This is a genomic window from Nocardia sp. NPDC058658, from assembly GCF_042716665.1.
Lineage (GTDB): Bacteria > Actinomycetota > Actinomycetes > Mycobacteriales > Mycobacteriaceae > Nocardia.
Map to the genome: position 1 here is coordinate 116,127 of NZ_JBHXRR010000009.1, position 26,359 is coordinate 142,485.

The window sequence follows — 26,359 nt, forward strand, 5'->3', positions numbered from 1 at the left end:
GGTTGCCTTGGACGAGTCATGTCCGAGAGCACTCCTGTTCTGAGCATGAACCGGTCGAGCGCGACAGTGCCGCCAGGTTCCTCTGTTCACGCAAAGAATCCGAAAAGGTGGAAAATGAACACCCTTGATTTCGTCGACGAGAAGTCGCTGCGTAGCGATGTCCCGAACTTCCGTCCGGGCGACACCCTGAACGTGCACGTGAAGGTCATCGAAGGCTCGAAGGAGCGCATCCAGGTCTTCAAGGGCGTCGTGATCCGGCGCCACGGCGGCGGCATCGGCGAGACCTTCACGGTCCGCAAGGTGTCCTTCGGCGTCGGTGTCGAGCGCACCTTCCCCGTGCACAGCCCCAACATCGACCACATCGATGTCGTGACCCGTGGTGACGTGCGTCGCGCCAAGCTGTACTACCTGCGCGACCTGCGCGGCAAGGCTGCCAAGATCAAGGAAAAGCGCTGATCTCGCAGTAGCACTTCGCAGTAGCAGATTTCTTCAGGTAGCCCGGTACCCGACTCACGTCGGGGTGCCGGGCTACTCTGTTCGGCGTGGCAGACGAAAGTGGTTCGGTGTCGGTGTCCGATTCGGGTGACGACGGTGGGCGGCGCAGAAAAAAGCGCGGCGACAAGAAGCAGCGCCCGTTCTGGCAGGAGTTGCCGATCCTCGTCGTGATCGCGGCGGTGATCGCCGCGCTGATGGTGACTTTCGTCGGCAGACCGTATGTGATCCCCTCGCAGTCGATGGAGAACACGCTGCTGATCGGTGATCGCATCTACGTCCAGAAGATCAGCTACTACGGCTCCGAACCCGGGCCGGGCGATGTGGTGGTCTTCGTCGGACCGCCGTCGTGGAACGGGCACTACAAGTCGGTGCGTTCCGACAATTCCGTGGTGCGCGGAATCCAGAACTTCCTGTCCTACTTCGGACTGGTTCCGCCGGACGAGAACGATCTGGTCAAGCGCGTCATCGCGGTCGGCGGGCAGACCGTACAGTGTTGCGATCCGCAGGGCCGCGTGATGGTGGACGGCAAACCGCTAGACGAGCCGTACATCAAGAAGGATTACCCCTGGTACACCGATCGTCCCAACGCCGTGTACCCGGCGGGTCGGGTGTTCGGTCCGGTGAAGGTGCCCGAGGGCAACCTGTGGGTGATGGGCGACAACCGCAACGAGTCGGCCGATTCGCGCGCCCACGTCAGCGACGATCTGCAGGGCACGGTGCCAGGGGACAACGTCCGCGGTAAGACGGTCTTCAAGATCTGGCCCCCGAACCGAATGGGTCCAGTGAAGACCCAGAACGCGCAAGAGAACTGACACGTTGAGGACGGGCGTTTCGGGTCGAGTGCGCACCCGGAACGCCCAGGAGAACTGACGCGACGGGACAATCGAACTGTGGGGCAGGATCGGATCAGCTGGCCGCCGCGGATGGTGATGCGCCGCGCCGGTGGGCTACGCACGCTGGAGGCGGCGCTCGTGCGCGGTGGCCTCGCGCCGGTGGCCGGTGTCGACGAGGCGGGGCGCGGACCCTGTGCGGGTCCGCTGGTGGTCGCCGCGTGCCTGCTGGCGCCCAAGGCCTACGACAAGCTTGCCGGGCTCGACGACTCCAAGAAACTCACGGAGGCGGCCCGTGAGGAGCTGTTCCCGGTGGTTCAGCGGTTGTCGCTGGCCTGGAGTGTCGTGGTGGTGCCCGCCTGGGAGATCGACTCGATCGGTATCCACGTCGCCAATATCGAGGGCATGCGCCGAGCCGTCGCAGGCCTGGCACGCACCCCCGGCTACATCCTGACCGACGGATTCAAGGTCCCCGGCCTGCCCGCACCCTCGCTGCCGGTGATCGGCGGCGACGGCACCGCGGCCTGCATCGCCGCGGCGAGCATCCTGGCGAAAGTGACAAGGGACCGGATGATGGTCGAGCTCGACGCGCAGCTGCCCGGCTACGGATTCGCCGGGCACAAGGGGTACAACACGCCCGAGCACACCGCGGCCCTTCGGCAGCTCGGACCGAGCACAGAACACCGCCGTTCATGGCGGAATGTGCGCGAGCTGGAAGTGCCCGGAGGTAGCCGAGTGGCTTCCCGTGCGGCGCATGCGCGATGATGACACCAATGAACGCGGCGCTGCTAGCAGGAGGACATCCCACCCGATGAGTGCTGAGGACCTCGAGAAGTACGAAACCGAGATGGAACTGTCGTTGTACCGCGAGTACAAGGACATCGTCGGCCAGTTCTCGTACGTGGTGGAGACCGAACGGCGCTTCTACCTGGCCAATTCTGTCGAACTGCGGCCACAGAACGCCGACGGCGAGGTGTATTTCGAAGTGCGGATGAGCGACGCCTGGGTGTGGGACATGTACCGCCCGGCACGTTTCGTCAAGCACGTGCGGGTGATCACGTTCAAGGACGTGAACATCGAGGAGCTGGAGAAGCCGGACCTGCGCTTGCCGGAGTAGTTATCCACAGGGCGACAGTTATCCACAGGTTTTCTGTTTGCCCAGGTCGCGTGGAGCGGCCAGGTGTGGGTGTGTGGCCATGCTTTCGCTCATGGCACACAAACAGGCGCTCGGCGCATACGGGGAGAAGCTGGCCGCGCAGTATCTCTGCGAGACCGGGATGGAGATCGTCGCCCGCAATTGGCGGTGTCGATACGGTGAGCTGGATCTGATCGTCCAGGACCCCTCGACCACGGTGTTCGTCGAAGTGAAGACGCGGTCGGGATTGGGTTTCGGCACGCCCGCCGAGGCGGTCACCTTCAGCAAGCAACAGCGGATCCGTCGGCTCGCGCTGCTGTGGCTGGCCGAGCAGGGCGGGCCGTGGCGGCGGATTCGCTTCGACGTCGTGTCGGTGCTGGTCCCGCGGGGTCGCGGGCCGGTCATCGACCACCTGACCGCGGCGTTCTGATGGCACTCGGACGGGCGTTGTCGGTGGCGGTCACCGGCGTCGACGGGCAACTGGTGGAGATCGAGGCCGATATCGGTCAGGGTCTGCCCTCGGTGAATCTGGTCGGCCTGCCCGACACCGCGCTGCAGGAATCACGCAATCGGGTGCGTTCGGCGGTGGCCAATACGGGGGAGAAATGGCCGGACGGCCGGGTGACCTTGGCTCTCTCGCCGGCCACGTTGCCGAAAGTGGGCAGCGTGTACGACCTCGCGCTGGCTGTTTCCGTCCTCGATGCCTCCGGGGCGGTACCCGGCGAGCGGCTGGTGAAAACAGTGCTGCTGGGGGAGTTGGCCCTGGACGGCCGGGTGCGGCGGGTGCGTGGGGTGTTGCCCGCGGTGATCGCGGCCCGCGCGGCCGGCCTTCCCACCGTGGTTGTGCCCGCCGAAGCTGTCGCCGAAGCGGGGCTGGTCGAGGGGATCGAGGTCCTCGGGGCGACGAGTCTGCGGGCGGTGGTGGCGTGGCTGCGCGGGGAAGGCAAGCTGGTCGAACCCGACGGTGTCGTGCCAGGGACACAGACGCCGTGTGGTGACCTCAGCGACGTGGTCGGTCAGGACGAGGCGCGGTGGGCGCTGGAAGTCGCCGCGGCGGGCGGACATCACCTGTTGCTCACCGGGCCGCCCGGGATCGGCAAAACGATGTTGGCGCAACGTCTTCCAGGTCTGCTGCCGCCGCTGTCGGACGCGGAATCCCTGGAGGTGACCGCGATCCATTCGATGGCGGGGTCGCTCTCGGCCGAACAGCCGTTGCTGACGCTGGCTCCCTTTGTCGCACCGCATCATTCGACCTCGGTGACCGCCATGATCGGTGGCGGTTCCGGGATGGCACGGCCGGGTGCGGTGAGCCGGGCGCATCGCGGGGTGTTGTTTCTCGACGAATGCGCTGAGATCGGCACCAAAGTCCTGGAGGCACTGCGGACTCCGCTCGAGGAAGGCGAAGTGCGCATCGCCCGGCGAGACGGCGTCGCCCGATATCCGGCCCGTTTTCAACTCGTGCTGGCGGCCAATCCCTGTCCGTGTGCGCCCGCCCGCGATGTGGACTGCATCTGCGCACCACTGGCGAGGCGCCGCTACCTGGGAAAGCTGTCGGGACCGCTACTCGATCGCATCGATATCTGGGTTCAGATGCACGGTCAGGCCGGTGCGACCTTCGGCGACGAGCAGGTCGAGGACAGTGCCACCGTGGCGGCGCGCGTCGCCGGCGCTCGCGCCCGTGCCGCGCAGCGGTGGAGCGGGGACGGGTGGGCGACCAATGCCGAAGTGCCGGGCCATATTCTGCGAAAGCGGTTCAAGTTGCCCAGGGAATCGATCGCGCCGATCGAGGCGGCCTTGCGGCTCGGGCGGATGTCGGCTCGTGGCGCCGACCGGGCGATCCGGGTCGCCTGGACGGTCTGTGATCTGCGCGAGGGCGAGATGCCCACCGTGCAGGACGTGATGGCGTCGTTGAACTTTCGGCAGCGAGGTGCCCAATGAGCGGGGTGCGCGCGGTCGGCGCCGGGGTGGATCTGGACGGCGATCGGGACGAACGGCGGCTCGCCTGGGTGTACCTGTCGCGGGTGGTGCAGGGGCCGTGCGCACCGCTGTCGGCACTGATCGCCTCGGTCGGGGTGTGTGAGGCCGCCCGTGCTGTTCGTGAGCACGAGCTGCCTGCCGCCTTGCGCGGACCCACTGCCGCACGGCGTGAAATCGACTCAGCGGCAAAGGATCTGGAATTCATCGACCGGCTGGGTGGGCGGGTCATCACACCCGATGACGAAGAATGGCCAGGCTGGCGGATGCTCGGACTCGACCAGCTCGACACCGAACGCGATCGTGAGGCGGCGGTCCCGCTGGTGCTGTGGGCACGCGGTCCCCTCTCGCTGCATACCGCGTCCGAACGTGCTGTCGCGGTGGTCGGTTCGCGGTGCAGCAGCGGATACGGGCTGCAGGTGGCGAGCGAGATCGCCTGCGACCTGTCCGGCCGGGGCTGGACGATTGTTTCCGGCGCCGCCTTCGGTATCGATGCCGCGGCGCATCGGGCGGCACTGGCCGTCGGTGGGCGGACAGTCGCGGTCCTCGCCTGCGGTGTTGATCGCCCGTATCCGGCGCAACACGACAGACTGCTGGCCGCCATCGCCGAGAGTGGTCTCGTCGTCAGCGAATATCCGCCGGGCCTCTCGGCCCAGAAACACCAGTTCCTGGCCAGGAACCGATTGATCGCGACACTCGGTGACGGTGTCCTGGTCGTCGAAGCGGGTCTGCGCAGTGGTGCCCGCAACACCGTGAAATGGGCACGCAGGCTCGGCAGGCCGGCCATGGCTGTGCCAGGACCGGTCGGGTCGGCCTCGTCCGTAGGCTGTCACCGAATGATCAGAGACGGCGAGGCACTCCTGGTTACCCGCGCCGAGGACATCATCGACGAGGCAGGCCCCCTCCGACTTCCCGTCGCCGAGGGCACAACCACCGACCCGGCCGCCCACCTGCGCGGCGCCGAAGCCGAAATCTACGCGGCTTTACCCGTCATCGGTTCCCGTCTACCTCGGGAACTGTCCCAACAATCGGGTCTGGACCTGGCTACCGTCCGCGCGGTCCTACCGAGTCTGGAACTGGCCGACCTGGTCGGCTGCGACTCCGACGGATGGTTTCGGACGTCGAGTCGTCGGGCGAGTTGAGGTGCTGCCGACGAGCGGACGAGGTGGGTACGTCCCGCGTTCTGGCGAGAGCGGGCCTCCTGCTACTCGGCACGATTCGGGCAGGTTCGCGGCTGGGGTTCGGGGTTGGCGACGGCGTGGTGGTTTGCGTGGCGGACGGGGAAGGGTGACGGTTGGGGGATGGATGTGTTGCCCGAGGATCTGACCGCGTTGCTCACCGAGTTCGGGCGGCATCTGCGGTTGGGGCGGAACAGGTCGGCGCATACGGTGCGGGCGTATCTGGGGGACGTGCGGTCGTTGCTGGAACATCTGTATGCGCGGTCGGCGGATTCGGCGGTGCGGGAGTTGGATCTGCCGCTGCTGCGGTCGTGGTTGGCGGAGCTAGCGGCGGCGGGGGTGGCGCGGACGACGCTGGCTCGACGGGCCTCGGCGGCAAGGACTTTCACCGCGTGGCTCACCGAAACCGGGCGACTCGAGGTCGACCCGGGTCTGCGCCTGCAGGCCCCGAAGGCGCATCGGGTACTGCCCGCGGTGCTCGGGCGCAATCAAGCCGAGCAGGCCATGGATGCGGCGGAATCCGGGGCGGCACAGCAGGATCCGATGGCGCTGCGGGACCGGCTGATCGTGGAGCTGTTGTACGCCACCGGAATCCGCGTCAGCGAGCTGTGCGGTCTCGATATCGACGACATCGACCGGGAGCGGCGCCTCGTGCGCGTGCTCGGCAAGGGCAACAAAGAACGCTCGGTGCCCTTCGGCCGCCCCGCCGACACCGCCCTCGACGCCTGGTTGCGCGCGGGTCGCCCGTCCCTGGTCAACGGCCACTCCGGCCGCGCTCTGCTCCTCGGCCAACGCGGCCGCCGCCTCGACCAGCGCCAAGCACGCACCGTCGTCCACGACGTGATCGCCGCGATCCCCGGCGCCCCCGACATGGGCCCCCACGGCCTACGCCACACCGCCGCCACGCACCTGCTCGAAGGCGGCGCCGATCTGCGCGTCGTCCAGGAACTCCTCGGCCACGCCAGCATGGCGACCACCCAGCTCTACACCCACGTCTCCGTCGAACGCCTCAAACGAGTCCACGACCAGGCCCACCCCCGCGCGTGAACCCGGCCTGAGCCATCAGCTCGTCGGGTTCGCGCCGAGCTCACCCGGGCGTACATCGTGACTTCGAATGATTCGCGACCAGCACGATCAGGTGCCGGGTCGCCTCGCACGAGGCTGTAGCCGGGCTAAGGGGGCCCGAGAGCAGCTCGGCGAGCGAGAGACTCGTGGCGCGGTGACATCGATCGGTGCGCCCCTTCCGCACTGTGCGACTGTGCCGTCGAGACCGAGGAGATAGGACCGGCGGCGCCGCGCTTACGGCGGTCACGGGCGGATCGGTCGATCTGGCGCATGATGGGACCAGGAGGTGGTCGTCGTGACGTTGCCCGAGGTCGGGGCCGAATCCGGGGACGGCGAGGAGGAGGTCGACTATCGGTTCACCCTGGCCAACGAACGCACGTTCCTCGCGTGGATCAGGACCGCGCTCGGTCTGCTCGCGGGTGGTGTCGCGGTGCACACCCTCGTGCAGCCGACCCGGCTGGCCGGATTCGCCGGACCCATCTCGATGATCTGCGTGGTCCTGTCGCTGGTCGTCGCCGTTATCGCCTTCTGGCACTGGCGCCGGGTGAACCACGCGATGCGCGCCGGGGGACCACTGCCGGGCACGCTCCTGGTGCCCGTCCTGTCGGTCGGTGTCGCGGTGGTCGCCGCACTCGCCTGTCTGGCGGTGGTGTTGTCGTGACCGTGCCGAGTCTGGCCATGGAGCGCACCGCACTGGCCTGGCGGCGCACATCTCTCGCCGCGGCGGTGTGCGCGCTGCTCTTCGTGCACGAGGCAACCACCGACAGTCGGCGGACAGTGGTGCTTCCACTCGCCGCCGCCACCGTTGCCCTGCTGCTGGCCTGCGTCGGCTGGTTGCGCGGTCACGCGCTCGACCGGGGCCACGCGGGCATCAGTGACCGACCTGTCGCGACCACCACCGTCGCCGTCGCGATCCTCGCGTTCATCGCCGTTCTCAGTGTGCTGTTCAACGGGTAGCGCGGAGCACGCCGCCGCATCACCCGTCCTGATTCCTCCCGTGCGTCGTGGTCCAACAGACGATCGGGATGTGTGGCGCGTCTACCACCGAACGCGAATTCGGTCGACGCCCCGCACCACCGGAAATAGTGTGGTGGTCGTGACCTCCCTGCGTGAGCGGCTGCGTTCCGCGCTGAAGCCCGCGATGAAGGCCCGCGACCGTGACGCGGTCTCGGCGATCCGCTCGGCCCTCGCGTCGATCGACAACGCGGAGGCGGTCGATGCCGGTGAGGTGAAAGCCGGTGCGTTGGAAGACAGCCCGGTCGGCCTCGGTGCGGCGGAGGTCAGTCGCCGCGACCTCACCGACGTCGAGATCGAAGCGATCGTTCGTCATGAGATCGACGAAAGACGAGTCGCGGCAACCGAATACGACCGACTGGGCGCAACCGATCGCCGTGATCGGTTGACCGCCGAGGCAGACGCGCTGACCGCACTGCTCTGACGGCCGCCGGCGTCAGTCGTTGGTGGGCAAGGTGTTCAGGTAGCGGTGGGTGAACCAGCGCTGGATCAACCGGACGACGGGGCCGCCGAGCCGGACGTACCAGGTGCCCGGCTTGGAGAACGCGGTGATCAGGCCGTAGACGGTGTCGTCGGTCGGGTCGTACTCGACGGCGAACAGTTCCTCGCCGACCTCGGGATGCCCGGGCAGCGTGCCGTATGCGAAGCCTCGCCGGTCGGGTTCGTCGAGGACGTAGACGACGCGGCAGGGCGCGTTGAAGGTCAGTGGTCCGATCTGGAGTGCGACCGTCAATTCGGTTCCGGGCTGCGCTGTTTCGGTATCGGAGCCGCGGAAGGTGCCGACGTCCTTCTGAATTCCGAAGTCGAGGATGTGTGAAGCCACGCGGTCGAACAGGTCGCGGCCGTGGCCGAGTGGCCGACGATTGCGGAACTTGTGGTAGCCGGCGGGCATGGTGGTGCGGGTGGTACCGACCTCGGCGTAGGTGAAGGGCGCTGATTCCTTGGACACGTCTCGATTGTCGTCTCTGGGCGGTCGGTTCAGGGCCGAGGTGGTGGAGTGGTTCGTCACGTTATGCCTCTAGTGGTTTCAGGCGGACCGGCACCTCGTGCAGGAGTCCGAGCGGGTCGACGTATTCGCGCCGATTGTGGGCGCCGGTTTCGCGGCGAGCGCCCCAGTGCAGGCAGGCGGCGGCCGGACACCCCTCGTGTCCGGCTACCAGCCTGCCGATCGGCGTGCCCCTGCCTACCCGGTTTCCCACCGCGACCTTCGCCTCCACCGGTTCGTAGGTGGTGCGCAAGCCGCCTGGATGATCGATGGACACCACCGGTTTGCCCGCCACTTCCCCCGCGAACACCACGACGCCCCCGCCCGCCGCCAGCACGGCCTGCCCGGCGACGCCCGCCAGATCCACGCCCCGATGCCCCGGCAACCAATTCCGCTCCGGCTTGTCGAACCGGCGTTCCACCGCGGGCCGCGGCCGCAACGGCCAACCGAACGCCCCCGACTCCGCCGCGTCGGCAGGCACCGCCCCGCTGAGCACGATCGCCACCAAGCACACGACACCCAGCACCCGACCGAGAATCGCCCGCACCCTGCGCACCGCGCGCCGCGATCTCGAGGGCCTGCTCGAATACTGCTCGCGATCGAGCATGCCCGGCCACACCACGGTTGCGGGCCCGGGGCGACTCACCTGATTTATGGAAGGCAGCTCCAGTGATGGTCGGGACAAGCGCGGATCGGACCGGTCGACGCGCGTCGGCCAGGGTCTGGCGTCGAGCTGGTGTAGGTCGGGTCGTTGGGTGCATGCCGGCGACGGTCTGGTGTCGGGCTGGTGGGTGCGTGTCGGCCACAGCCTGGTGCCGGGCTGAGGGCGAGTTGCGCGCGGAGAACGACTCACCGCGTGGCGACCGGCCGTGAACCTGGTGGACATCGCGCCCTCAGCGGTGGGGTCGGGGCGTAGGAACGCGTTGCTGAGCGGCCACGGACTGCAACATCTCCCGTAGGACAGCGGGCAACTCCGCCGCCGACCCGGTCCCGCCCCCGGCCCGCACCACGATCGCGATCTCCGACCGAGCCCCCGCACTCTGATCCACGCCCTGAGGTCGGCCGGGTACTGAACCGAGGTCATGGGTCGTGATCTGAACCGGCACGGGCGCGGGAACGAGCTCACGCCGCGGCACCGTCACGGGCACGACGGCTGGTGTCCGGCCGCAAGAGCCCGCAGGACCGACACCGGATGCGCGATCAGGCGACGGTTCCCTCGCGCCGTCCTGCGTCGACCCGATCGAAAGCTGCACAGAAATCGCGACACGTGAACCGGTAGGTGGGGCCTGATCGCCTGTTGCGCGAGGTCCGTCTTGGGGGTTCGGCGGCGCTGACGGCACCGTGCCCGGGGCAGCCGCACGTTGCGGTGGCACACTCGGATCGGTGCTCCGTCGCGTCGGCGGGTGAGCGAGCACCACCCCACCGCCGGCGCATTTCGGCACCGGCTCGGCGGGCCGAGCGACCGCCGGAGGCGCCCCCGAATCGGCCGGATTCGGATGCGCGGCCGCCGGTGCGGCAGCTACTCCCGCCGCGCAGAGCAGCGGAAACGTGGTGATCAGGGTGCGTGTCAGCGTGTTCATGCCCCCACTCTGTGCGCCGCACAACCCCAGTGGGACAACGATTTCGGGATTGTGGACAACTTTCCCATATGTGGATATCTCCTACTTCATCCACGAAATGGGCGGTCGATGCACAGGGGCGATTTCGGCCCTGGCCCCTCTCCGCGTAGACTGAACAAGCGGTTTGTGCTCAGCAGCCATTGCGTGTGCACAGCACGGACCGACTTCGCGCGCCACCCGTGCTCGTCCATCCCGGTCGTCGCTCGCAATGCAGACGGTCCGAGAGGGCATGTCAGCGCGAGTTCTCCAGCGGATGAACAGGGAAATCGTCGGCTGGTCCCGGATTCTTCGAATCGGGTCCGGCGGTTTCGGTGGCGCCAGGGCAGTCGATCGCCGATCGACCGCGACAACCGGCAACGAAAGAGAGATACGAAGGCTATGCCTGTCGTAACTATGAAGCAGCTGCTCGACAGCGGCGCACACTTCGGCCACCAGACTCGTCGGTGGAACCCGAAGATGAAGCGGTTCATCTTCACCGACCGCAACGGCATCTACATCATCGACCTGCAGCAGACGCTGACCTTCATCGACAAGGCCTACGAGTTCGTCAAGGAGACTGTCGCCCACGGTGGCACCGTTCTCTTCGTCGGTACCAAGAAGCAGGCCCAGGAGTCGATCGCTTCCGAGGCGCTTCGCGTCGGAATGCCCTACGTCAACCAGCGTTGGCTGGGTGGCATGCTCACCAACTTCTCCACCGTGCACAAGCGCCTGCAGCGCCTCAAAGAACTCGAGGCGATGGAGCAGACCGGTGGTTTCGAGGGTCGCACCAAGAAGGAAATCCTCATGCTCACGCGTGAGATGACCAAGCTGGATCGCACCCTCGGTGGTATCCGTGACATGGCCAAGGTTCCCTCGGCCATCTGGATCGTCGATACCAACAAGGAACACATCGCCGTCGGCGAGGCGCGCAAGCTGAACATCCCGGTCATCGCGATCCTGGATACCAACTGCGACCCCGACCTGGTCGACTACCCGATCCCGGGTAACGACGACGCGATCCGTTCCGCCGCACTGCTCACCAAGGTCGTCGCTTCCGCGGTGGCCGAGGGCGTGCAGGCCCGCGCGGGCCAGGCTTCCGGCGACGCGAAGCCCGAAGCCGGCGCAGGCGAGCCGCTGGCCGAGTGGGAGCAGGAGCTCCTGTCTTCGGCGACCCCGGCCGCTGAGGTCGTCGAGGCTGTCGAAGCCGCCGAGACCCCGATCGAGACCCCGGCTGAGGCCGAGGCCGAGGTCAAGGCCGACCCGGCGCAGCACACCCCGGCCGACTTCTGAGCTGACCGGTAGCTTTACGTTCACCTTGCCGGCCCTTCTGAATTCAGAAGCGGTCGGCAAGGTGGTGTTAACACCCAAGCACCCCACACACGAGGAGGGTCGCCACATATGGCGAACTACACCGCTGCTGATGTGAAGCGGCTCCGGGAGCTCACCGGCTCCGGCATGATGGACTGCAAGAACGCGCTGGCCGATTCCGACGGCGATTTCGACAAGGCCGTCGAGGTGCTGCGCATCAAGGGCGCCAAGGACGTCGGCAAGCGTGCCGAGCGTGCGACCGCCGAGGGTCTGGTCATCGCCAAGGACGGCGTCATGGTCGAGATCAACTGCGAGACCGACTTCGTCGCCAAGAACGCCGAGTTCCAGCAGCTGGCCGACGCGATCGTGACCGCGGCTGCCGCGGCCAAGCCGGCCGACCTGGACGCCCTCAAGGCGCTCAAGCTGACCGACGGCACCGTTGACGACGCCGTTCAGGCGCTGTCGGCCAAGATCGGCGAGAAGCTGGAACTGCGTCGCGTCGTGTCCTTCGACGGCCCGGTTGCCACCTACCTGCACAAGCGTGCTTCGGATCTGCCGCCCGCCGTGGGCGTGCTGGTGGAGTACGAGGGCACCGGCGACGCCGCTGCTGATGCCGCGCGTGCCGCGGGCATGCAGGTCGCCGCGCTCAAGGCCAAGTACCTGACCCGCGAGGAGGTGCCCGCCGACGTCGTCGACGCCGAGCGTCGTATCGCCGAGGAGACCGCGCGCGAAGAGGGCAAGCCCGAAGCCGCGCTGTCGAAGATCACCGAAGGCCGCGTCAACGGCTTCTTCAAGGACGTCGTCCTGCTCGAGCAGGCCGCCGTCACCGACTCCAAGAAGACTGTCAAGAAGCTTCTGGAAGAGGCGGGCGTGAACGTGAAGCGTTTCGCTCGTTTCGAGGTCGGCCAGGCCTGATCCGCCTGACATGACGAAAAGCCTCTTCGGCGCGGTGTGATGCCGCGCTGGAGGGGCTTTCCTCATGGATCGAGGTGACCCCACTTCTGGGTGACCGCAACCTGATAGGGCAGGATGGATGCCGCCTGCTCGCCCCACTCTCGACCTCGCCGAAGGAGACCGACACCCATGACGGACCCGGGTAACGACCGCCCTGGATACAACCGGGTGCTGCTCAAGCTGGGTGGGGAGATGTTCGGTGGCGGCGGTGTCGGCCTCGACCCCGACGTCGTGCAGACGGTCGCCGAGCAGATCGCCGAGATCGTCGAGACCGGCGTGCAGGTGGCCGTGGTGATCGGCGGCGGCAACTTCTTCCGCGGCGCCGAGCTCGAAGAACGCGGCATGGAACGAGCCCGGTCGGACTACATGGGCATGCTGGGCACCGTGATGAACAGCCTCGCCCTCCAAGACTTCCTGCAGCAGCAGGGCATCGACACCCGCGTGCAGACCGCCATCACGATGGGCCAGGTCGCCGAGCCCTACCTGCCGCTGCGCGCCAAGCGCCACCTGGAGAAGGGGCGCGTGGTGATCTTCGGTGCCGGCATGGGTATGCCCTACTTCTCCACCGACACCACCGCCGCCCAGCGCGCGCTGGAGATCGGCGCCGAGGTGGTGTTGATGGCCAAGGCGGTCGACGGCGTGTTCGACGCCGACCCGCGCGTCGACCCCACTGCGAGCATGTTCACCGAGATCACCCACAAGGAAGTGATCGAAAAGGGCCTGAAGGTGGCCGATGCCACCGCTTTCAGTCTCTGCATGGACAACCAGATGCCGATGCTGGTGTTCAATCTGTTGATCAAGGGCAATATTGCCCGTGCGGTCGCCGGTGAACCCATCGGCACCCTGGTTCGGTCGTGACCCCGCATTCGCGGACGATGACGATGACGATGCTGTGGAGGATTCGGTCGTGATTGATGAAGCGCTCTTCGATGCCGAAGAGAAGATGGACAAGGCCGTCACGGTGGCGAAGGACGACCTGGGCAGCATCCGCACCGGTCGCGCCAACCCGGGCATGTTCACCCGCGTGCTGATCGAGTACTACGGCTCGCTCACCCCGATCACCCAGGTCTCGAGCATCACCGTGCCCGAGCCGCGCATGGTCGTGATCAAGCCCTACGAGCAGAGCTCGCTCGGCCTGATCGAGAACGCCATCCGCAACTCCGACCTCGGCGTGAACCCGACCAACAACGGCGACATCCTGCGCATCTCGGTGCCGCAGCTCACCGAGGAACGTCGCCGCGAGATGGTCAAGATGGCCAAGAGCAAGGGCGAGGACGCCAAGGTCTCGATTCGCAACGTCCGCCGCAAGGCGATGGACGAACTCGGTCGCATCCAGAAAGATGGCGAAGCGGGCGAGGACGAGGTCGGGCGCGCCGAGAAGGAGCTCGACAAGACCACCGCCAAGTACGTGGCCCAGGTCGACGAGCTGGTCAAGCACAAGGAAGCCGAACTGCTCGAGGTCTGAGCGCGGATATCGCCAGTCCCGCTCGTTGCGGGGGATGAACGGAACGACGAGTTGAGCGACGGGACAATCGTGGCCGAAGACGCCGCCGCCACCGGGGCGGCACCGGATCCCATGCCGGACGTGGTCGAGCAGACCACGCCGCAGGATGAGCAGCCGCCTGCTCCGGCGTCGAGGGCGGGGCGCAATCTGCCTGCGGCGCTGGCGGTCGGGCTGACGCTCGGTTTGTCGCTGATCGCGATCCTGTTGTTCGTGCCGAAGGTGTTCATCGCGGTCGCCGGTCTCGGTGTCGGTGTGGCGACCTGGGAGGTCACCAAGCGCCTGCGCGAAGCCGATGTGCTGGTGCCGCGGATCCCGCTGCTCGTGGGCGGTCAGGCGGTGTTCTGGCTGGGCTGGCCGTGGGGAGCGAGCGGGGTGCTCGGCGCGTTCGCTGCCACCGCGCTGGTGTGCATGGTGTGGCGCCTGTTCGACCACGGCCTCGGTACCGCGCCGAAGAACTTCCTGCGTGACACCGCGATCGCGCTGTTCACCCTCACCTGGATCCCGCTGCTGGCCGCGTTCTCGACGCTGTTGTTGCTCGAGCCAGACGGCAACCTGCGGGTGCTCACGTTCATGATCCTGGTGGTGTGCTCCGATGTCGGCGGCTATGTCGCCGGTGTGCTGTTCGGCAGGCATCCGATGGTGCCCGCGATCAGCCCGAAGAAGTCGTGGGAAGGGTTCTGCGGTTCGCTGGTGTTCAGCGTGATCGGTGGTCTGCTGACCGTCACGCTGCTGCTCGAGGCGAATTCGATGATCGGTGTGGTGCTCGGTGTCGGCCTGGTGGCCGTGGCGACCATCGGTGACCTGATCGAGTCGCAGGTCAAGCGCGAACTCGGCATCAAGGACATGGGGACGCTGCTGCCGGGCCACGGCGGCATCATGGACCGCCTCGACTCGATGCTGCCCTCGGCGTTCGTGTCCTGGCTGGTCCTGAGCGCGCTGATCTAGAGCGACTTCTTCGCCGCGTGGCGCAACTGCAGGATGCGGACCCCGCCGACCAGTGCCATCACCAGCGCGCCCGCGATCACCGACAGCAGCACGGTGATGCCCAGTGGCAGCTCGAAGCTCCAGAACAGCAGCTCGGTGCGGACCTTGTCGAGGTTCTGGATGATGAAGACCAGCAGGACGATGCCGAGCAGGGCGGCGGCGATCAGGGCGATCCAGGTGTAGCCGGTGCGCGATCCGTGCACGGCGTCGTGCGCGACCGGTGCGGTCTTCGCGGGTTCGACCGTCTTGCTGTGCTTGTCGGTGTGTTCGGTGGTCGGCGGGTCGTGTTCGGCCGGTGACGCACCGGATTCCGCGTGTGTGCTCATAGTTCGATCATTGCCGACTACTATCTCTCACGCACGCAACTTCTCGATAACGTCGCCCGGCGTGGCGGGCCCGACGTGATGTTTGGGACAATGGTGAAACTATGGCCACCTCCCTGCCCCTCGTGTTCGATGCCCCGCGCCGCGGTATGCCGCCGCGCCACCTCGCCGATCTCGATTCGGACGAACGCAAGGCGGCGGTGCAGGAACTCGGATTGCCGAAGTTCCGGGCCGATCAACTGGCCCGCCAGTACTACGGCCGCCTGCAGGCCGACCCGGCGCTGATGACCGATCTGCCCGCCGACGTGCGTGACAAGGTCGCCGAAACCCTGTTCCCGCCGCTGCTGTCGGTGGTCCGCAATATCGCCTGCGACGAGGGTGACACCCGCAAAACGCTGTGGAAGGCCCACGACGGCACGCTGCTGGAAAGCGTGCTCATGCGCTACCCCGACCGCAACACCCTGTGCATCTCCAGCCAGGCAGGCTGCGGGATGGCGTGCCCGTTCTGCGCGACCGGGCAGGCCGGGCTCACCCGCAACCTGTCGACCGCGGAGATCGTCGACCAGGTCCGTGCGGCCGCGGCCGACCTGCGCGACGGCGAAGTACACGGCGGTCCCGGCCGCCTGTCCAACATCGTGTTCATGGGCATGGGCGAACCACTAGCCAATTATAGACGTGTGCTATCAGCTGTTAGGCGCATCACCTCTCCGTCGCCGGACGGGCTCGGTATCTCGCAGCGGTCAGTGACGGTCTCGACCGTTGGTCTAGCTCCGGCGATCCGCAAGCTCGCGGATGAGGATCTGTCGGTGAGGTTGGCGGTGTCGCTGCATACTCCTGACGATGAGCTGCGGGATACCTTGGTTCCGGTGAACAACCGTTGGTCGGTGGCTGAAGTCCTGGACGCGGCACGGTATTACGCGGATAAGTCGGGTCGTCGGGTGTCGATCGAGTACGCGTTGATCCGTGATATCAACGACCAGGGGTGGCGCGCGGACATGCTCGGTAAGAAGTTGCGTAAGGCGTTGGGGCCGTTGGTGCATGTGAATCTGATTCCGTTGAATCCGACGCCGGGTAGTGAGTGGGATGCGAGTCCCAGGCCGGTGCAGGATGAGTTTGTGCGTCGGGTTCAAGCGCAAGGCGTGACGTGCACGGTCCGCGACACGCGTGGGCAGGAGATCGCGGCGGCGTGTGGGCAGCTCGCAGCAGAAGGCTGAGGTCTTCGTACTTCCGTTCGGCGACACCGTGCAAACCGCACGGTCGGCCGCCGGCGTTGGCGCTACGGCCCCGAGCCAGGTTCGGCCCGTCTCGTGCATCACGGAGAATCGCTGCGACAGCTCCGCCGGTGATACCGCCATCGACGACCCCTCGCGGAAGTGGCGTCCGCCCAGATCGGATGACCTCGGCGTCAGAGCGGTGCCAATACCTCATCTTCCTCGTCGAACAGCAGGAGCTGATCGGGTGCGGGTCGGTGGACGGAGTCCGGTGCATCGGATGGTTCAGGTGGGTCGTCGTCGGACTCGGTCGGCAGCACGTATTCCTGGGCGAGTTTTGGCTCCCACCGCGTTCGACCGGGCAAAAGGCGCGAACCGCCACAGAAAAACTGACGTCGGACATCGGTTCCTTCCCTACTGCCTGGTGGATCGCGTCATCACTGCGGCAGACTGCTTGGCTCACCATCCTCCCGTCCCTTGGTGTCACCGGGATAGAACCGGTGGCCAAACTACTGGAAGTGGATTGCGGCTGTGGGCGATCTGAATATGAAGTGCCAAGGCCCTCAACGCCAAATGGGTGGCCAAGTCGTTCCTGACGAGGGCGCCGGGTGCGTGGCTACTGCGTGCGGATGGCCGGTGTGGCGACCGACCCCGACGGTAGGCTCTGTACATGGACGACGACTCACCTGCGGATCGGCTCCGGCTCGCGATCGACATGTTCGAGTTCGGCTTGGGCATGCAGCGCGCGCGACTTCGTCGCGAGCGGCCGGATGCGGATGAGTCGGTGATCGATTCGGCGATTGACGAGTGGTTGCTGTCGCGACCGTTCGAGCCACTTGGCGGCGGGCGAGGCCGACCGTCTGCCAGGTTCGCATGAATCCGCTCGAGGCTGCGCTCCGGAAGGCTGCTTCCGATCTTGATCAGCGCGGATGTCGGTGGTCGATTGTTGGCGGGTTCGCGGTGTCGGCCCGGTCGAATCCAAGATTCACGGCAGATATCGACATCGCTGCTGCGGTGGCTGATGACGCCAAGCTGAAGGTCTGGTGCGGTCGTTGATAGCGGCCGGATACCAGTTGTTCGCTTCGGTCGAGCACGACAACGGCCGGTTGGCGACTGTCCGGCTCAAGCGGCGCATCGACGGGGTTCCCGTGGTCGTTGACCTACTTTTTGCCAGTTCGGGTATCGAGCCGGAGATTGTTCGTGCGTCGGAGCCGCTTGAGATTTTTCCCGGTTTGGTCGTGCCCATTGCTCGCACTGGGCATCTGATCGCGTTGAAGCTGCTTGCTCGCGATGACGAGAGCCGCCCGCAGGACAGTGCGGACCTCAGGAGCTTGGCCGCGGTCGCAACCGCGGACGATATTGCAGACGCTGCTGAGGCGATTCAATTGATCACCGAGCGAGGCTTCGATCGGGACCGCGACCTGGCCCAACTGCTGGCGGAGATGCAGAGCCAACCGAGCGCCGACTAACTCTCGACGTGATATTCCAGCCGTCAGCGCTGGTCGGAACGTTTGTAAATCAGGGGGCATGGGCGAGCCGCTGGCGAACTACAAGCGCGTGGTGAACGCCGTCCGCCGTATCACCTCGCCCGCCCCCGACGGCCTCGGCATCTCGCAGCGCTCGGTCACGGTCTCGACCGTCGGCCTCGCCCCCGCGATCCGCAAACTCGCCGACGAGAACATGTCGGTGCGCCTGGCGGTATCGTTGCACACCCCCGACGACGAACTCCGCGACACCCTGGTGCCGGTGAACAACCGCTGGTCCATTGCCGAAGTGCTCGATGCCGCACGCTATTACGCCGACAAGTCCGGGCGCCGCGTCTCGATCGAGTACGCGCTGATCCGCGACATCAACGACCAGCCGTGGCGTGCGGACATGCTCGGCAAGAAGCTACACAAGGCCCTCGGCCCCCTCGTCCACGTGAACCTGATCCCCCTCAACCCGACTCCGGGCAGCGAGTGGGACGCCAGCCCCAAGCCGGTCGAGAAGGAGTTCGTGCGCCGCGTGATCGCTCAGGGTGTGTCGTGCACGGTCCGTGACACCCGCGGCCAGGAGATTGCCGCCGCCTGCGGTCAATTGGCTGCCGAGGGCTGATCGAGCGGCAGCAGTTCGTGTCGGTGGGACCGGTTACCCTTGGCACCTCAGCTCGACTGATGGTATTCGTCGCACGAACCAGGGGTCGCAATATGGTTTCTGAATCATCCACCTCGCTGCCGGACCGAGTGGCTCACCTGCGGGAACTACTCCGTACGGCAAAGGATTTCCTTGTCCCGTGGAACTACTTCCACGACGAATTGGCGATGCGGGCGGACTTCATGAACGCGGGTCAACCGTCCACGAACCCATTGATCGACGCGGCGATCGACCGAGTCGCGCAGCAGCGCGGTTGGCGTCGGTCCTCGGGCGTTGAGCCGACCGTCCATCTCGCCGATCTCGAGTTCTGGCACGGATTCCGGTCGCTCGGGGGCGGCACCGGCATCTTCTTCTACGATGAAAAAACCTGTCAGGGGTTGCTGGGAGTGATGACCGACTTCGCTGGTCCGGTCGACCTCTTTCGCCTGACCACGGTCATGCTGCCGTCTACCAGTTGACCTGGAACACGCGGCTGAGGCTCCGAAATGACTGTTCGGGTCATTCCGGGTCGTCGAATTCGGGTGCGCGCGTTGCCGAGTCGGTGATGGCGGTGTCCCATTGTTCACGGCGAAGGCCGAGTGTGCGCCGCAGGTCTGTTCCGCGGAGGTCGGCGGCTTTGAGGGTGCAGTCGGTGAGATCCGCGCCGGTGAGGTCGGCGCCGCGCAGGTCGGCACCGATCAGGCGGGCGCCGGTCAGGTCGGCGCCCGCGAGGGTGGCCCGTGTCAGGTCGGTCTTGTTCAGGAGCGCGCCGCGGAGGTCAGCTCGGGTGAGGTCGGCCCCGGCCAGGCTCGCCGCGGTCAGGGTGGCGTGGGACAGGTCGACGCCGGTCAGCGGTGCGCCGTGCAGGTCGGCGTGGGGGAGCTGGACCCGGGTCAGGTTGATGGCGGGTTCACCGCGCACGGGGTCGCGCCGTCGCAGGGCCGCGACCACCGCCTCGATATCGGGTGCGGGAGGTGCCGCGGCGACGTAACCCGCCGCGCAGGTCGTCAGGCGCAGGAAGTCGGCGTAGGTTTCCACGGCCCGTGTCCGGTCGGCGGGGCTGTAGTGCATGATCCGGGCGAGTTCGCGCGCCCCGCCTGCTCGCAGAAACGTGTCGGTGGAACCGAGTTTGGTGACGGCGGCGCTGTAACTGTCGGTGTACTGCTTGTCGCGGTCCAGATAGTGCTTCTTGATGCCGTACGCGGCTACGGCGGCGGCCACTCCGAAACCGATCAGCTGCACCAGGCTGCCCCGAAAGGGCTCCGCGTCCTTGGGATTACCGGCGAACCAGACGGGAACCTGATACAGCAACCACACCGCCGCGACAACAGCGCCGACGACGACAATCACCAGCGAGCCGCGCGCAGCGACCACTTTCGCGGTCCCGATCATGGCTGACATACCACCATGATCCGGTCATCAACTCCACTCGTGGGCGGCGAGAATGACGGCATGGAAGTGCTTTTCGTGCCGTACTCGGCGATCGGACATCTCACTCCGACGCTGGCGGTCGTCACCGAGCTCACGCGCCACGATGTGCTGGTCACCGTCGTTGCCGATGCCCGGTTCGGCGCCGACGTCGCCGCTTCGGGTGCGCGGCACCTGGTCGCGCCGGTGGCGCACGTGCCACGGGTACCGTCGGGCTATGGACCGGCGGCCACGACGGAACGAATCAGATTGCAGTACAACAAGCTTCGTGCGATCAGGGCGACGATCGAGACCGTCGACGCGGCACTGTCACCCAGGACCGTGCGGCTGTGTGTCTTCGATCCACACCTACCGCTCATCGAGCGAACGGCACGGCGGCACCGCGTTGCGGCGGTTCCGCTGTGGACCACTCATGCTCGGCGCGCCGGTCGCGGGGGGACGGTTCTGGTCAACGCTGTGCCCGAACTACAGCCACGGCGGGGTCGATTCGGTGCCGGAGTCCATTTCGTCGGTCCGCTGTCGGCGCGTCCGCGGCCACGCCCTGTGTCGCCGAGATCGCGGCCGGTGCTGGTCGTCGCGTCGGGGAGTGTTTTCGCTCGCCCCGCGGCGTTCTTCCACGACATCGTCACCGCGTTCGCCGACACACCATGGACCGTGGTGATGGCCACCGGCGACCTTCCCGTCGCCGAACTCGGCCCACTCTCGGGCAATGTGGTCGCCGCGGGGTGGATCGCACAGGAGGCCGAACTGTTCTCGGCCGATGTGTTCCTCACCCATGCCGGGATGAATTCGGTGCACCAGGCGATCATGGCCGGAGTGCCGATGCTGCTCGCGCCGCGCAGTGCCGAACAGCGCCGCACCGCCGACAGACTGTGCGAACTCGGTGTGGCGGCGTACGCGCGCCATGGTTGCGACCTGCGCGCTCTAGCCGATGGTTTGCGCGCGGACCCCTTGGTGCGCAGGCGGTTACAGTGGTTGCGCGAACGCGCCGAAGTCGCACACGGTGCCGAACGCGCGGCCGACGTCTTGCTCGAGTTGCTCGGTGGTCCCGCGCGCCGCGATTCGGCTATCGTCGTATCGTCCTCGGCGACGAAGGGGGAAGCGTGACAACTCGGCACCACGCGTTGCCGCGTAAACCGGTGTGCCTCAACCGAGATGACGAGCTCCGGTTGGTTCAGCACCTGCGCGAGGACGCGGTGGCGGCGGGCGGACCGTTGCTGCTCGCGGTGTCGGGTGCCAACGGTGTCGGCAAGACCACCATGCTGGTCTCGCTCGCCTATCGCCACAGCGACGACTACTCCGAGGTGCTGTTCTACGAGGCCCGCCCGGCGGACCCACACAGCACAGTAGGTCCCGCGCAGGTCGCGGAGTCGCTACTGGTGCAACTCGGGATCGGCTGGCAGGAGATCCCGGCCCCTGGGCTGCGAGTGGAAATGCTGCGTTCGATGTTGGCGCGCCGTTCGGTGCTGCTCGCCCTCGATGACATCGAGTCGGCCGAACAGGTCCTGCCGCTGCTCGGCGACCTCGGCAACGCCGCGGTGCTGGTGGCCGGGGAGAAGCACCTGGGTCGCCTCGAACTCGCCGACTTCGCCACGGTGAAGCTGCGCGGCTTCCCGCCCGAGCACGCGGTCAGCCACCTGCGCGCCCTCGGCGGTCCGGTGCTGAGCGACGCCGACTCCGCCGAGCTCGAACAATTGGTGCGACTGGTCGGGGGCGTGCCACTGCTCATCGAGGCGATGGCGGTGCGTCTGGCCGACGGCGTCGAGACGGTAGCCGAGTATCTGGCCCGGCTCCGGATGGCATCGTGGGATGACATGTCCGAGGAACTCAGTATCGATGGACAACCCGTCGGACTCGCGGTGTGCGATGCGGCGTACGCCGGATCGAGCACGGCCGCGGCAACCGCCTACCGCTGGCTGAGTTGGGCGCCGGGCGGGGTTTTCGATCTGGAATTCGCGGCGGCGCTGTTGAATTCGCCGGTCGCGGTGGTCAAGCGGAGTCTGCGCGAACTCGTCGAGCGCTCGCTGCTGCAGGATCTCGATGGCGAGATGTGGGAATTCCCGGTGCTGATGCGCCGACACGCCAACGCGAAGTCGAGGGCGATCGATCCCGCGGACGTCGAGCACCGGGTGTTGCGCCTGTGCGCGCGTCGCGCGGTCGCACTGGCACGTTCGCTGTCGGACCGATGGATTCCGGCGCCCGCGGTTGCCGCGGTCTACGCGGACACGCCACGCCGATACGACGGCACACCAGGCGCCGAGCGGGCTTCCGCCGAGTTCGCCGCGGGCTGGTCCGGCTTCGTCGCCGCCGCTCGCCGCGCCACCCAGCTCGGACTCGAACTGGATGCGCTGACCCTGTGGGTTGCGCTGTGGCCCTTCGGATATCAGACATTTCGCACAGCGGAACTGGTCGACGGCTACTGCGCTCTTCTCGACGACCTGACCGGCGCCTGGACAATCCTCGACGACATCGCGACCCGCTGGCAGCTCCTGCGTGATCTGGCCGCGCTGCACGAGCGCCGCGGCGAGCCGATCGAGTCGGGCACTCGGCTGCACAGCCTGCGCGCCCTCGGGTACGCGCCCGGCAGGTGGGGTGAACTCGAACACGAAGCCTTGCAGCGCGCGGCGCTCGGATCGTACGAGCAGGCCTACGAGCTGCTGCTCGCCGCGCGGGCTGCCGTCGGTGCGATCACCGCCGAGGCCCAGCGAGCCAGGTCGGCGGCGCTGATCGACATGCATCTGGGCCGCACGCTGACGCAGCTCGGGCGCGACGAGCAGGCGGAGCCGTTCCTGCGCGCGGCCGAGCAGCTGTTCGCGACCAGGCCGCGCGATGCCAACAACGCCGCCCGCTGCACTACCCTGCTGGCCGAGATCGCCACGCGCCGTGGCGATCTGGTCGACGCACGAGCGTTGCTCTCGACCGCGGCCCTCGTGCTCGAACGTCATCACATGCGGCGCAATGCCGCCGACGTCCACGACAGGCTGGCGGAGCTGGCCGAGCCGGCGGCCGCTGAGGTTCATCGTGCGACGGCGCAGCGCCTTCGTCAGTGACCCGCTCAGCTGAGCCTTTCGACGTCCATCTCGTAGCCGACGTTGCCGACGACGACCTCGTGCGTGCCGGGCCAGTGGTCGCTGTTCGTCTCGCGCCACGCGTAGAGCATCGAGGCGGCGATCTCGGCCGGGCACCCGGTGACCTGGACGGCGACCCCCTCTCGCGTCATGGCCACGCAGCCGCGAGCGGTCTCGGTCGCCACGACGACGGCGAGCGGGTTGTGCAGCAGTTGCGTGCGTGACCAGCGCACGAAATCGCCGCCGGTGTCGCCGGACCGACCGACCAGCACAGCCGCGTTCTCTCGCAGCGAGCGGATCGGGTAGTCGGTGGCGCAGCACAGATGCCACGTCGGGAAATTCGCTCGGGTCTGAATTTCCGCGGGACGTCGCCGGATTCGGATCACCGCTGCTTCGACGGTCACCGAAACAATGTCGGCGAAGGTATCCGGTACCGGCCGGCTGACCGGAGCGGGCAGGATGGAATCACGGACTTCCGAATCCGGGACCGGCAGTTCGAGAATGCGATAGAAGATATCGCGGAGCAAGGTGAGTGAACGGCGGGGCTCCGAGGTCATCAGCGCGGCCACGCGGGCGAATCTGTCGGTGGCGTCGTCGGCGCGAGCCTCGTCGATGACAGCGCGGTACGGGCCGTGCGCGGGTAGGCGCCCAGCGGCGGCGCCCAGCTCCGAGATGGCGGTGTGGGGCGGAACATCCGGGAATGCCGCGAGCAAGGTGGGTGTACCGAGCGCGGCCGCGTATCCGGTGACCGAACCATTGTCGCCGATCACTACGTCCGCGGCGATCAGACCTGGCCGCCACCCGTCGATTTCGTCGAGCACGATCAGACCTGCCCGCAGGCAATCGGCGAACCACAACCCCACCTGGCTCACACCGTGTCGGTGCGTCACATTCGGATGGACCACGATCGCGACGGCGTATTCGTCCCTGGGCAATTCGGCGAGCAAACTTCGTACCAGGTCGAATCGCACGCCGATCGTGGACTTGCGCGACCAGGTCGTCGACAGGAGAACCAGGGTTCGATCACCGACGCCGAGCGCGTGCCGGTATCGGCGGCGAAATGTGCGGCTGGCGAGGATACGGTCGAAACACGGATCGCCCGCGACGTGGGCGACCGGCAGTGCGGCAGGCGTCGCCTCGCGCAGTCGGGTCAACTGGTTGGTATGGGAGAAGACCAGCGCCCGAGCGAGCGGAACATCGTCGCGCAACACCCATTCCGGCGAAAGACCGAAGACGCTCGGCTCTCGGCTCTCGGCTCTCGGCTCTCGGCTCTCGGCTCTCCGGTGAGTATTTAGTGTATCCGATACCGTGCGGCAATATCGCGAGTGGGGAAATCAGTTCGTCGATATTGTCGTGATGGCTGGCGGAAATGGCCAAGTGGAATTCTGTTTCGACGGCGTCTTTCCAGGAAATGCGAGCGATTCCGGTGTCGTCAGCGGCCTCATCGACGCCGGCTCGGAAAGGGTCCGAGGGCGTGCAGGTGAGATACAGGTGAACGCGCGGATCGTTCTCGAACACCGGCACGATATCGAGAATCCGGGTGAGCGTGGTGATGTTGTGGACCACGAACAACACTGTGTGCGAAGCCGATACAGTTGCCCACCTGTCGGCGACCGTGACCGGCACCACAGGGTCGTTCTCGGTGTTCACGTGGTGCTCGATCCTCCTGCTTGTCCGCTTCGTCCCACGCTAGTCGACGGCCGGTCCGCGCACCTTCCGGGGTCGCCGGGCCGATCGTCGATGGAGACATATCGAAGGTGCCGATTCCGCGGCCGGTAATTCGGCGAAAATCAATTCCGGTACTTCCCTGTAGAGAATTGATGCGTCCGGTCAGACGATGCTGGTCGGCGTCACGAAATCGTCGTAGGGGAGTGGTCCTTCGACGAAGGCGTTCACCGACATGACGTTGAGGGTGATGTCGCCGCCGTGGTTGTCCAGGAAGGCGATGTCGGAGGCGTCGCGGCCGGTGGCGATGCGGACGAGGCTCGAGCGTGGTGCCAGGCCCGTCGGGTCGTAGGCCTGCCATCTGCCGTCGATGTAGGCCTCGCAGACGGCGTGGAAGTCCATCGGCACGCATCCCGGTGCGTACACCGCTGCGACCCGTGCCGGAACGCCGACCGCGCGGAGGAGCGCGACCATAAGGTGCGAGAAGTCACGGCAGACGCCGGTGCCCGACAGCATGGTCTCCACCGCGCCGTCGATGGGGGTGCTGCTGCCGGGCAGGTAGCTGATCCGCCGGCCGATCCACGCCGCAACCCGGTTGGCCACCTCGGGATCGGCGATCCCGTAACCGAATTCGGCCGCCGCGAAGCCGAGCAGCTTGTCCGACTCCGCATAGCGGCTGGGACGGCGGTACAGCGCGAGGTCATAGTCGGAGTGCGGTTCGATGAAGGCGATGCCGCGCACGGTCGCCTGATAGTCGATCCGCAGGGTGCCCGCGCGCACGTCGAGGACGTGGATCCGGGACCCGTGCGACCCGATGATCTCGCGCGGGGTGAGGAACTGCCCGTCCAGCGAGCAGGTCAGGGACTCGGACAGATCCTGTCCGGGCGTGCGGGCCACCGCGATCTGACATTGCAGTACCGCATCGGCATGGACCGCGACCTCCAAGTGGGCGGAAACGTCACGTTTCACGCCAACTACAGTGACAGGCGAACGTTGCCCGCGCGAACCGAACGGCTGCGGCTCAGACGTTATCGTCGCGGGACCGGATCGACGCGCGCGTCCGAGATCGTTGACTATGGCGCGCGAAACAGCCTCTGTCACAGTCACTCTCGAGCTCGAAGCGGGCAATGCCTCGCTGATGATCCTCGGCAAGATGCTCGGTCCCACCGGTGTCCCACCGTTCGAGGTCAAACGGCGTTACGATGCCGCCACCGCGGACAATCGCGGCGAGATCATCCCCGCCGTCATCACGATCGACGCCCGCAAACGCTGGACGATGCGGCTCAAAACCCCACCCACCGCCTCCTTGATCCGCAGGGCCGTCGGCCACCCCGGCTCGCCGCAACCCGGGCACAAACCGGTCGGGTCGATCAGCCGGGAGCAACTGCGCCGCATCGCGATTCGAAAGCTTCCCGATCTGAACACCACCGATGTGGAGGCGGCGATGCGCATCGTGGCGGGCACCGCGCGGTCGATGGGCGTGCGGGTCGAGAACTGACCGCGGCATGGCGAACACGGTGGCCTTCGC

General features: G+C 66.8%; 28 protein-coding genes and 2 pseudogenes. 24 read left to right on the plus strand and 6 right to left on the minus strand.

Annotated elements, in window-relative coordinates; all coding sequences use genetic code 11:
• The first annotated feature begins 114 nt into the window (after nt 1-114).
• From rplS to ACFWUP_RS15875, 11 genes are all read left to right on the plus strand, one after another.
• Entirely contained in the window at nt 115-456 is a 342-nt protein-coding gene (rplS, locus tag ACFWUP_RS15825) for a 50S ribosomal protein L19 (RefSeq protein ID WP_062986944.1), read from the plus strand.
• 86 nt (nt 457-542) lie between these two features.
• The gene (gene lepB, locus ACFWUP_RS15830; protein ID WP_379234790.1) at nt 543-1,307 is read left to right on the plus strand and encodes a signal peptidase I; all 765 of its coding nucleotides are present in this window, start codon (nt 543-545) and stop codon (nt 1,305-1,307) included.
• 78 nt (nt 1,308-1,385) lie between these two features.
• A complete protein-coding gene (locus ACFWUP_RS15835) occupies nt 1,386-2,090 on the plus strand; it encodes a ribonuclease HII (RefSeq protein WP_379234792.1) in 705 nt (234 codons plus the stop codon).
• A 46-nt stretch (nt 2,091-2,136) separates the two neighbouring features.
• Entirely contained in the window at nt 2,137-2,442 is a 306-nt protein-coding gene (locus tag ACFWUP_RS15840) for a DUF2469 domain-containing protein (RefSeq protein ID WP_011210678.1), read from the plus strand.
• A gap of 91 nt (nt 2,443-2,533) precedes the next feature.
• Nucleotides 2,534-2,890 (plus strand): YraN family protein, encoded by a 357-nt coding sequence (locus ACFWUP_RS15845; protein ID WP_379234794.1) that lies wholly within the window; start codon nt 2,534-2,536, stop codon nt 2,888-2,890.
• Complete coding sequence (locus tag ACFWUP_RS15850) at nt 2,890-4,398, plus strand: YifB family Mg chelatase-like AAA ATPase (RefSeq protein ID WP_379234796.1); 1,509 nt, start codon at nt 2,890-2,892, stop codon at nt 4,396-4,398. Before ACFWUP_RS15845 ends, ACFWUP_RS15850 begins: the two co-directional genes overlap by 1 nt.
• Nucleotides 4,395-5,576 (plus strand): DNA-processing protein DprA, encoded by a 1,182-nt coding sequence (gene dprA / locus ACFWUP_RS15855; protein WP_379234798.1) that lies wholly within the window; start codon nt 4,395-4,397, stop codon nt 5,574-5,576. Before ACFWUP_RS15850 ends, dprA begins: the two co-directional genes overlap by 4 nt.
• Before the next feature lie 159 nt (nt 5,577-5,735).
• Nucleotides 5,736-6,659, plus strand: a complete 924-nt coding sequence (locus tag ACFWUP_RS15860) for a tyrosine recombinase XerC (protein ID WP_379234800.1) — start codon at nt 5,736-5,738, stop codon at nt 6,657-6,659.
• Between the two features lie 313 nt (nt 6,660-6,972).
• On the plus strand, nt 6,973-7,338 hold the full coding sequence (locus tag ACFWUP_RS15865) for a YidH family protein (RefSeq protein WP_379234802.1): 366 nt from the start codon (nt 6,973-6,975) through the stop codon (nt 7,336-7,338).
• Nucleotides 7,335-7,634 carry a DUF202 domain-containing protein gene (locus ACFWUP_RS15870; protein WP_379234804.1) on the plus strand — a complete coding sequence of 100 codons (300 nt, stop codon included), beginning with the start codon at nt 7,335-7,337 and terminating at the stop codon, nt 7,632-7,634. The genes ACFWUP_RS15865 and ACFWUP_RS15870 overlap by 4 nt, the downstream gene beginning before the upstream one ends.
• A 139-nt stretch (nt 7,635-7,773) precedes the next feature.
• A complete protein-coding gene (locus tag ACFWUP_RS15875; protein WP_379234806.1) occupies nt 7,774-8,115 on the plus strand; it encodes a hypothetical protein in 342 nt (113 codons plus the stop codon).
• A 12-nt stretch (nt 8,116-8,127) separates the two neighbouring features.
• On the opposite strand, the gene ACFWUP_RS15880 is transcribed toward ACFWUP_RS15875, so the two are convergent.
• Nucleotides 8,128-8,640: a DUF1990 family protein gene (locus ACFWUP_RS15880; RefSeq protein WP_379234808.1), complete on the minus strand. Its 513-nt coding sequence runs from the start codon at nt 8,638-8,640 to the stop codon at nt 8,128-8,130.
• A gap of 61 nt (nt 8,641-8,701) precedes the next feature.
• On the minus strand, nt 8,702-9,283 hold the full coding sequence (locus tag ACFWUP_RS15885) for a M23 family metallopeptidase (RefSeq protein ID WP_379235000.1): 582 nt from the start codon (nt 9,281-9,283) through the stop codon (nt 8,702-8,704).
• A 1,390-nt stretch (nt 9,284-10,673) separates the two neighbouring features.
• Here ACFWUP_RS15885 and rpsB point away from each other — a divergent pair.
• The 5 genes from rpsB (at nt 10,674) to ACFWUP_RS15910 (ending at nt 14,985) form a co-directional block, all read left to right on the plus strand.
• Nucleotides 10,674-11,564, plus strand: a complete 891-nt coding sequence (gene rpsB / locus ACFWUP_RS15890) for a 30S ribosomal protein S2 (RefSeq protein ID WP_379234810.1) — start codon at nt 10,674-10,676, stop codon at nt 11,562-11,564.
• 108 nt (nt 11,565-11,672) lie between these two features.
• A complete protein-coding gene (tsf, locus tag ACFWUP_RS15895; protein ID WP_379234812.1) occupies nt 11,673-12,497 on the plus strand; it encodes a translation elongation factor Ts in 825 nt (274 codons plus the stop codon).
• 168 nt (nt 12,498-12,665) lie between these two features.
• Nucleotides 12,666-13,394, plus strand: coding sequence for a UMP kinase (gene pyrH, locus ACFWUP_RS15900; protein ID WP_379234814.1), 729 nt, complete (start codon nt 12,666-12,668; stop codon nt 13,392-13,394).
• 49 nt (nt 13,395-13,443) lie between these two features.
• Entirely contained in the window at nt 13,444-14,001 is a 558-nt protein-coding gene (frr, locus tag ACFWUP_RS15905; RefSeq protein WP_101468579.1) for a ribosome recycling factor, read from the plus strand.
• Between the two features lie 111 nt (nt 14,002-14,112).
• Nucleotides 14,113-14,985: a phosphatidate cytidylyltransferase gene (locus ACFWUP_RS15910; protein ID WP_379235002.1), complete on the plus strand. Its 873-nt coding sequence runs from the start codon at nt 14,113-14,115 to the stop codon at nt 14,983-14,985.
• Here the strand turns inward: ACFWUP_RS15910 and ACFWUP_RS15915 are convergent.
• Nucleotides 14,982-15,350 carry a lipopolysaccharide assembly LapA domain-containing protein gene (locus ACFWUP_RS15915; protein WP_379234816.1) on the minus strand — a complete coding sequence of 123 codons (369 nt, stop codon included), beginning with the start codon at nt 15,348-15,350 and terminating at the stop codon, nt 14,982-14,984. The genes ACFWUP_RS15910 and ACFWUP_RS15915 overlap by 4 nt on opposite strands.
• A 101-nt stretch (nt 15,351-15,451) precedes the next feature.
• On the opposite strand from ACFWUP_RS15915, the gene rlmN reads away from it, so the two are divergent.
• From rlmN to ACFWUP_RS15940, 5 genes and pseudogenes are all read left to right on the plus strand, one after another.
• Nucleotides 15,452-16,561 carry a 23S rRNA (adenine(2503)-C(2))-methyltransferase RlmN gene (gene rlmN / locus ACFWUP_RS15920; RefSeq protein ID WP_379234818.1) on the plus strand — a complete coding sequence of 370 codons (1,110 nt, stop codon included), beginning with the start codon at nt 15,452-15,454 and terminating at the stop codon, nt 16,559-16,561.
• Between the two features lie 667 nt (nt 16,562-17,228).
• The gene (locus tag ACFWUP_RS15925; RefSeq protein WP_101466481.1) at nt 17,229-17,435 is read left to right on the plus strand and encodes a hypothetical protein; all 207 of its coding nucleotides are present in this window, start codon (nt 17,229-17,231) and stop codon (nt 17,433-17,435) included.
• Nucleotides 17,432-18,027, plus strand: a pseudogene (locus ACFWUP_RS15930) (nucleotidyl transferase AbiEii/AbiGii toxin family protein). The gene ACFWUP_RS15925 and the pseudogene ACFWUP_RS15930 overlap by 4 nt, the downstream one beginning before the upstream one ends.
• A 55-nt stretch (nt 18,028-18,082) precedes the next feature.
• A pseudogene (locus ACFWUP_RS15935) lies at nt 18,083-18,652 on the plus strand (radical SAM protein); the annotation flags it as partial.
• 206 nt (nt 18,653-18,858) lie between these two features.
• Nucleotides 18,859-19,149, plus strand: a complete 291-nt coding sequence (locus ACFWUP_RS15940) for a hypothetical protein (RefSeq protein WP_379234820.1) — start codon at nt 18,859-18,861, stop codon at nt 19,147-19,149.
• Between the two features lie 40 nt (nt 19,150-19,189).
• Here the strand turns inward: ACFWUP_RS15940 and ACFWUP_RS15945 are convergent, their stop codons facing one another.
• Nucleotides 19,190-20,071: a pentapeptide repeat-containing protein gene (locus tag ACFWUP_RS15945; protein ID WP_379234822.1), complete on the minus strand. Its 882-nt coding sequence runs from the start codon at nt 20,069-20,071 to the stop codon at nt 19,190-19,192.
• Nucleotides 20,072-20,122: 51 nt separating this feature from the next.
• On the opposite strand from ACFWUP_RS15945, the gene ACFWUP_RS15950 reads away from it, so the two are divergent.
• Nucleotides 20,123-21,205, plus strand: coding sequence for a glycosyltransferase (locus tag ACFWUP_RS15950; RefSeq protein WP_379234824.1), 1,083 nt, complete (start codon nt 20,123-20,125; stop codon nt 21,203-21,205).
• Nucleotides 21,202-23,148: a hypothetical protein gene (locus ACFWUP_RS15955; protein WP_379234826.1), complete on the plus strand. Its 1,947-nt coding sequence runs from the start codon at nt 21,202-21,204 to the stop codon at nt 23,146-23,148. Before ACFWUP_RS15950 ends, ACFWUP_RS15955 begins: the two co-directional genes overlap by 4 nt.
• Nucleotides 23,149-23,153: 5 nt before the next feature.
• Here ACFWUP_RS15955 and ACFWUP_RS15960 read toward each other — a convergent pair whose 3' ends face one another.
• Together ACFWUP_RS15960 and ACFWUP_RS15965 are read right to left on the minus strand one after the other, a co-directional pair.
• Entirely contained in the window at nt 23,154-24,374 is a 1,221-nt protein-coding gene (locus ACFWUP_RS15960; protein WP_379234828.1) for a hypothetical protein, read from the minus strand.
• 622 nt (nt 24,375-24,996) lie between these two features.
• Nucleotides 24,997-25,800 (minus strand): transglutaminase family protein, encoded by an 804-nt coding sequence (locus ACFWUP_RS15965; protein WP_379234830.1) that lies wholly within the window; start codon nt 25,798-25,800, stop codon nt 24,997-24,999.
• Between the two features lie 106 nt (nt 25,801-25,906).
• Here ACFWUP_RS15965 and ACFWUP_RS15970 point away from each other — a divergent pair, with 106 nt between their 5' ends.
• Complete coding sequence (locus tag ACFWUP_RS15970; RefSeq protein ID WP_379234832.1) at nt 25,907-26,329, plus strand: uL11 family ribosomal protein; 423 nt, start codon at nt 25,907-25,909, stop codon at nt 26,327-26,329.
• Nucleotides 26,330-26,359: the final 30 nt, after the last annotated feature.

Bases quoted from the DNA above. Each gene is read 5' to 3' on its own strand.
- ACFWUP_RS15970 (WP_379234832.1), top strand. From the start codon at position 25,907: ATGGCGCGCGAAACAGCCTCTGTCACAGTCACTCTCGAGCTCGAAGCG.
- rplS (WP_062986944.1), top strand. From the start codon at position 115: ATGAACACCCTTGATTTCGTCGACGAGAAGTCGCTGCGTAGCGATGTC.
- rpsB (WP_379234810.1), top strand. From the start codon at position 10,674: ATGCCTGTCGTAACTATGAAGCAGCTGCTCGACAGCGGCGCACACTTC.
- ACFWUP_RS15925 (WP_101466481.1), top strand. From the start codon at position 17,229: ATGGACGACGACTCACCTGCGGATCGGCTCCGGCTCGCGATCGACATG.
- ACFWUP_RS15950 (WP_379234824.1), top strand. From the start codon at position 20,123: ATGGAAGTGCTTTTCGTGCCGTACTCGGCGATCGGACATCTCACTCCG.
- tsf (WP_379234812.1), top strand. From the start codon at position 11,673: ATGGCGAACTACACCGCTGCTGATGTGAAGCGGCTCCGGGAGCTCACC.
- ACFWUP_RS15845 (WP_379234794.1), top strand. From the start codon at position 2,534: ATGGCACACAAACAGGCGCTCGGCGCATACGGGGAGAAGCTGGCCGCG.
- ACFWUP_RS15910 (WP_379235002.1), top strand. From the start codon at position 14,113: ATGCCGGACGTGGTCGAGCAGACCACGCCGCAGGATGAGCAGCCGCCT.
- rlmN (WP_379234818.1), top strand. From the start codon at position 15,452: ATGGCCACCTCCCTGCCCCTCGTGTTCGATGCCCCGCGCCGCGGTATG.
- ACFWUP_RS15850 (WP_379234796.1), top strand. From the start codon at position 2,890: ATGGCACTCGGACGGGCGTTGTCGGTGGCGGTCACCGGCGTCGACGGG.
- ACFWUP_RS15885 (WP_379235000.1), bottom strand. From the start codon at position 9,283: ATGCTCGATCGCGAGCAGTATTCGAGCAGGCCCTCGAGATCGCGGCGC.
- ACFWUP_RS15840 (WP_011210678.1), top strand. From the start codon at position 2,137: ATGAGTGCTGAGGACCTCGAGAAGTACGAAACCGAGATGGAACTGTCG.
- ACFWUP_RS15940 (WP_379234820.1), top strand. From the start codon at position 18,859: ATGCGGGCGGACTTCATGAACGCGGGTCAACCGTCCACGAACCCATTG.
- ACFWUP_RS15915 (WP_379234816.1), bottom strand. From the start codon at position 15,350: ATGAGCACACACGCGGAATCCGGTGCGTCACCGGCCGAACACGACCCG.
- dprA (WP_379234798.1), top strand. From the start codon at position 4,395: ATGAGCGGGGTGCGCGCGGTCGGCGCCGGGGTGGATCTGGACGGCGAT.
- pyrH (WP_379234814.1), top strand. From the start codon at position 12,666: ATGACGGACCCGGGTAACGACCGCCCTGGATACAACCGGGTGCTGCTC.
- ACFWUP_RS15860 (WP_379234800.1), top strand. From the start codon at position 5,736: ATGGATGTGTTGCCCGAGGATCTGACCGCGTTGCTCACCGAGTTCGGG.
- ACFWUP_RS15945 (WP_379234822.1), bottom strand. From the start codon at position 20,071: ATGTCAGCCATGATCGGGACCGCGAAAGTGGTCGCTGCGCGCGGCTCG.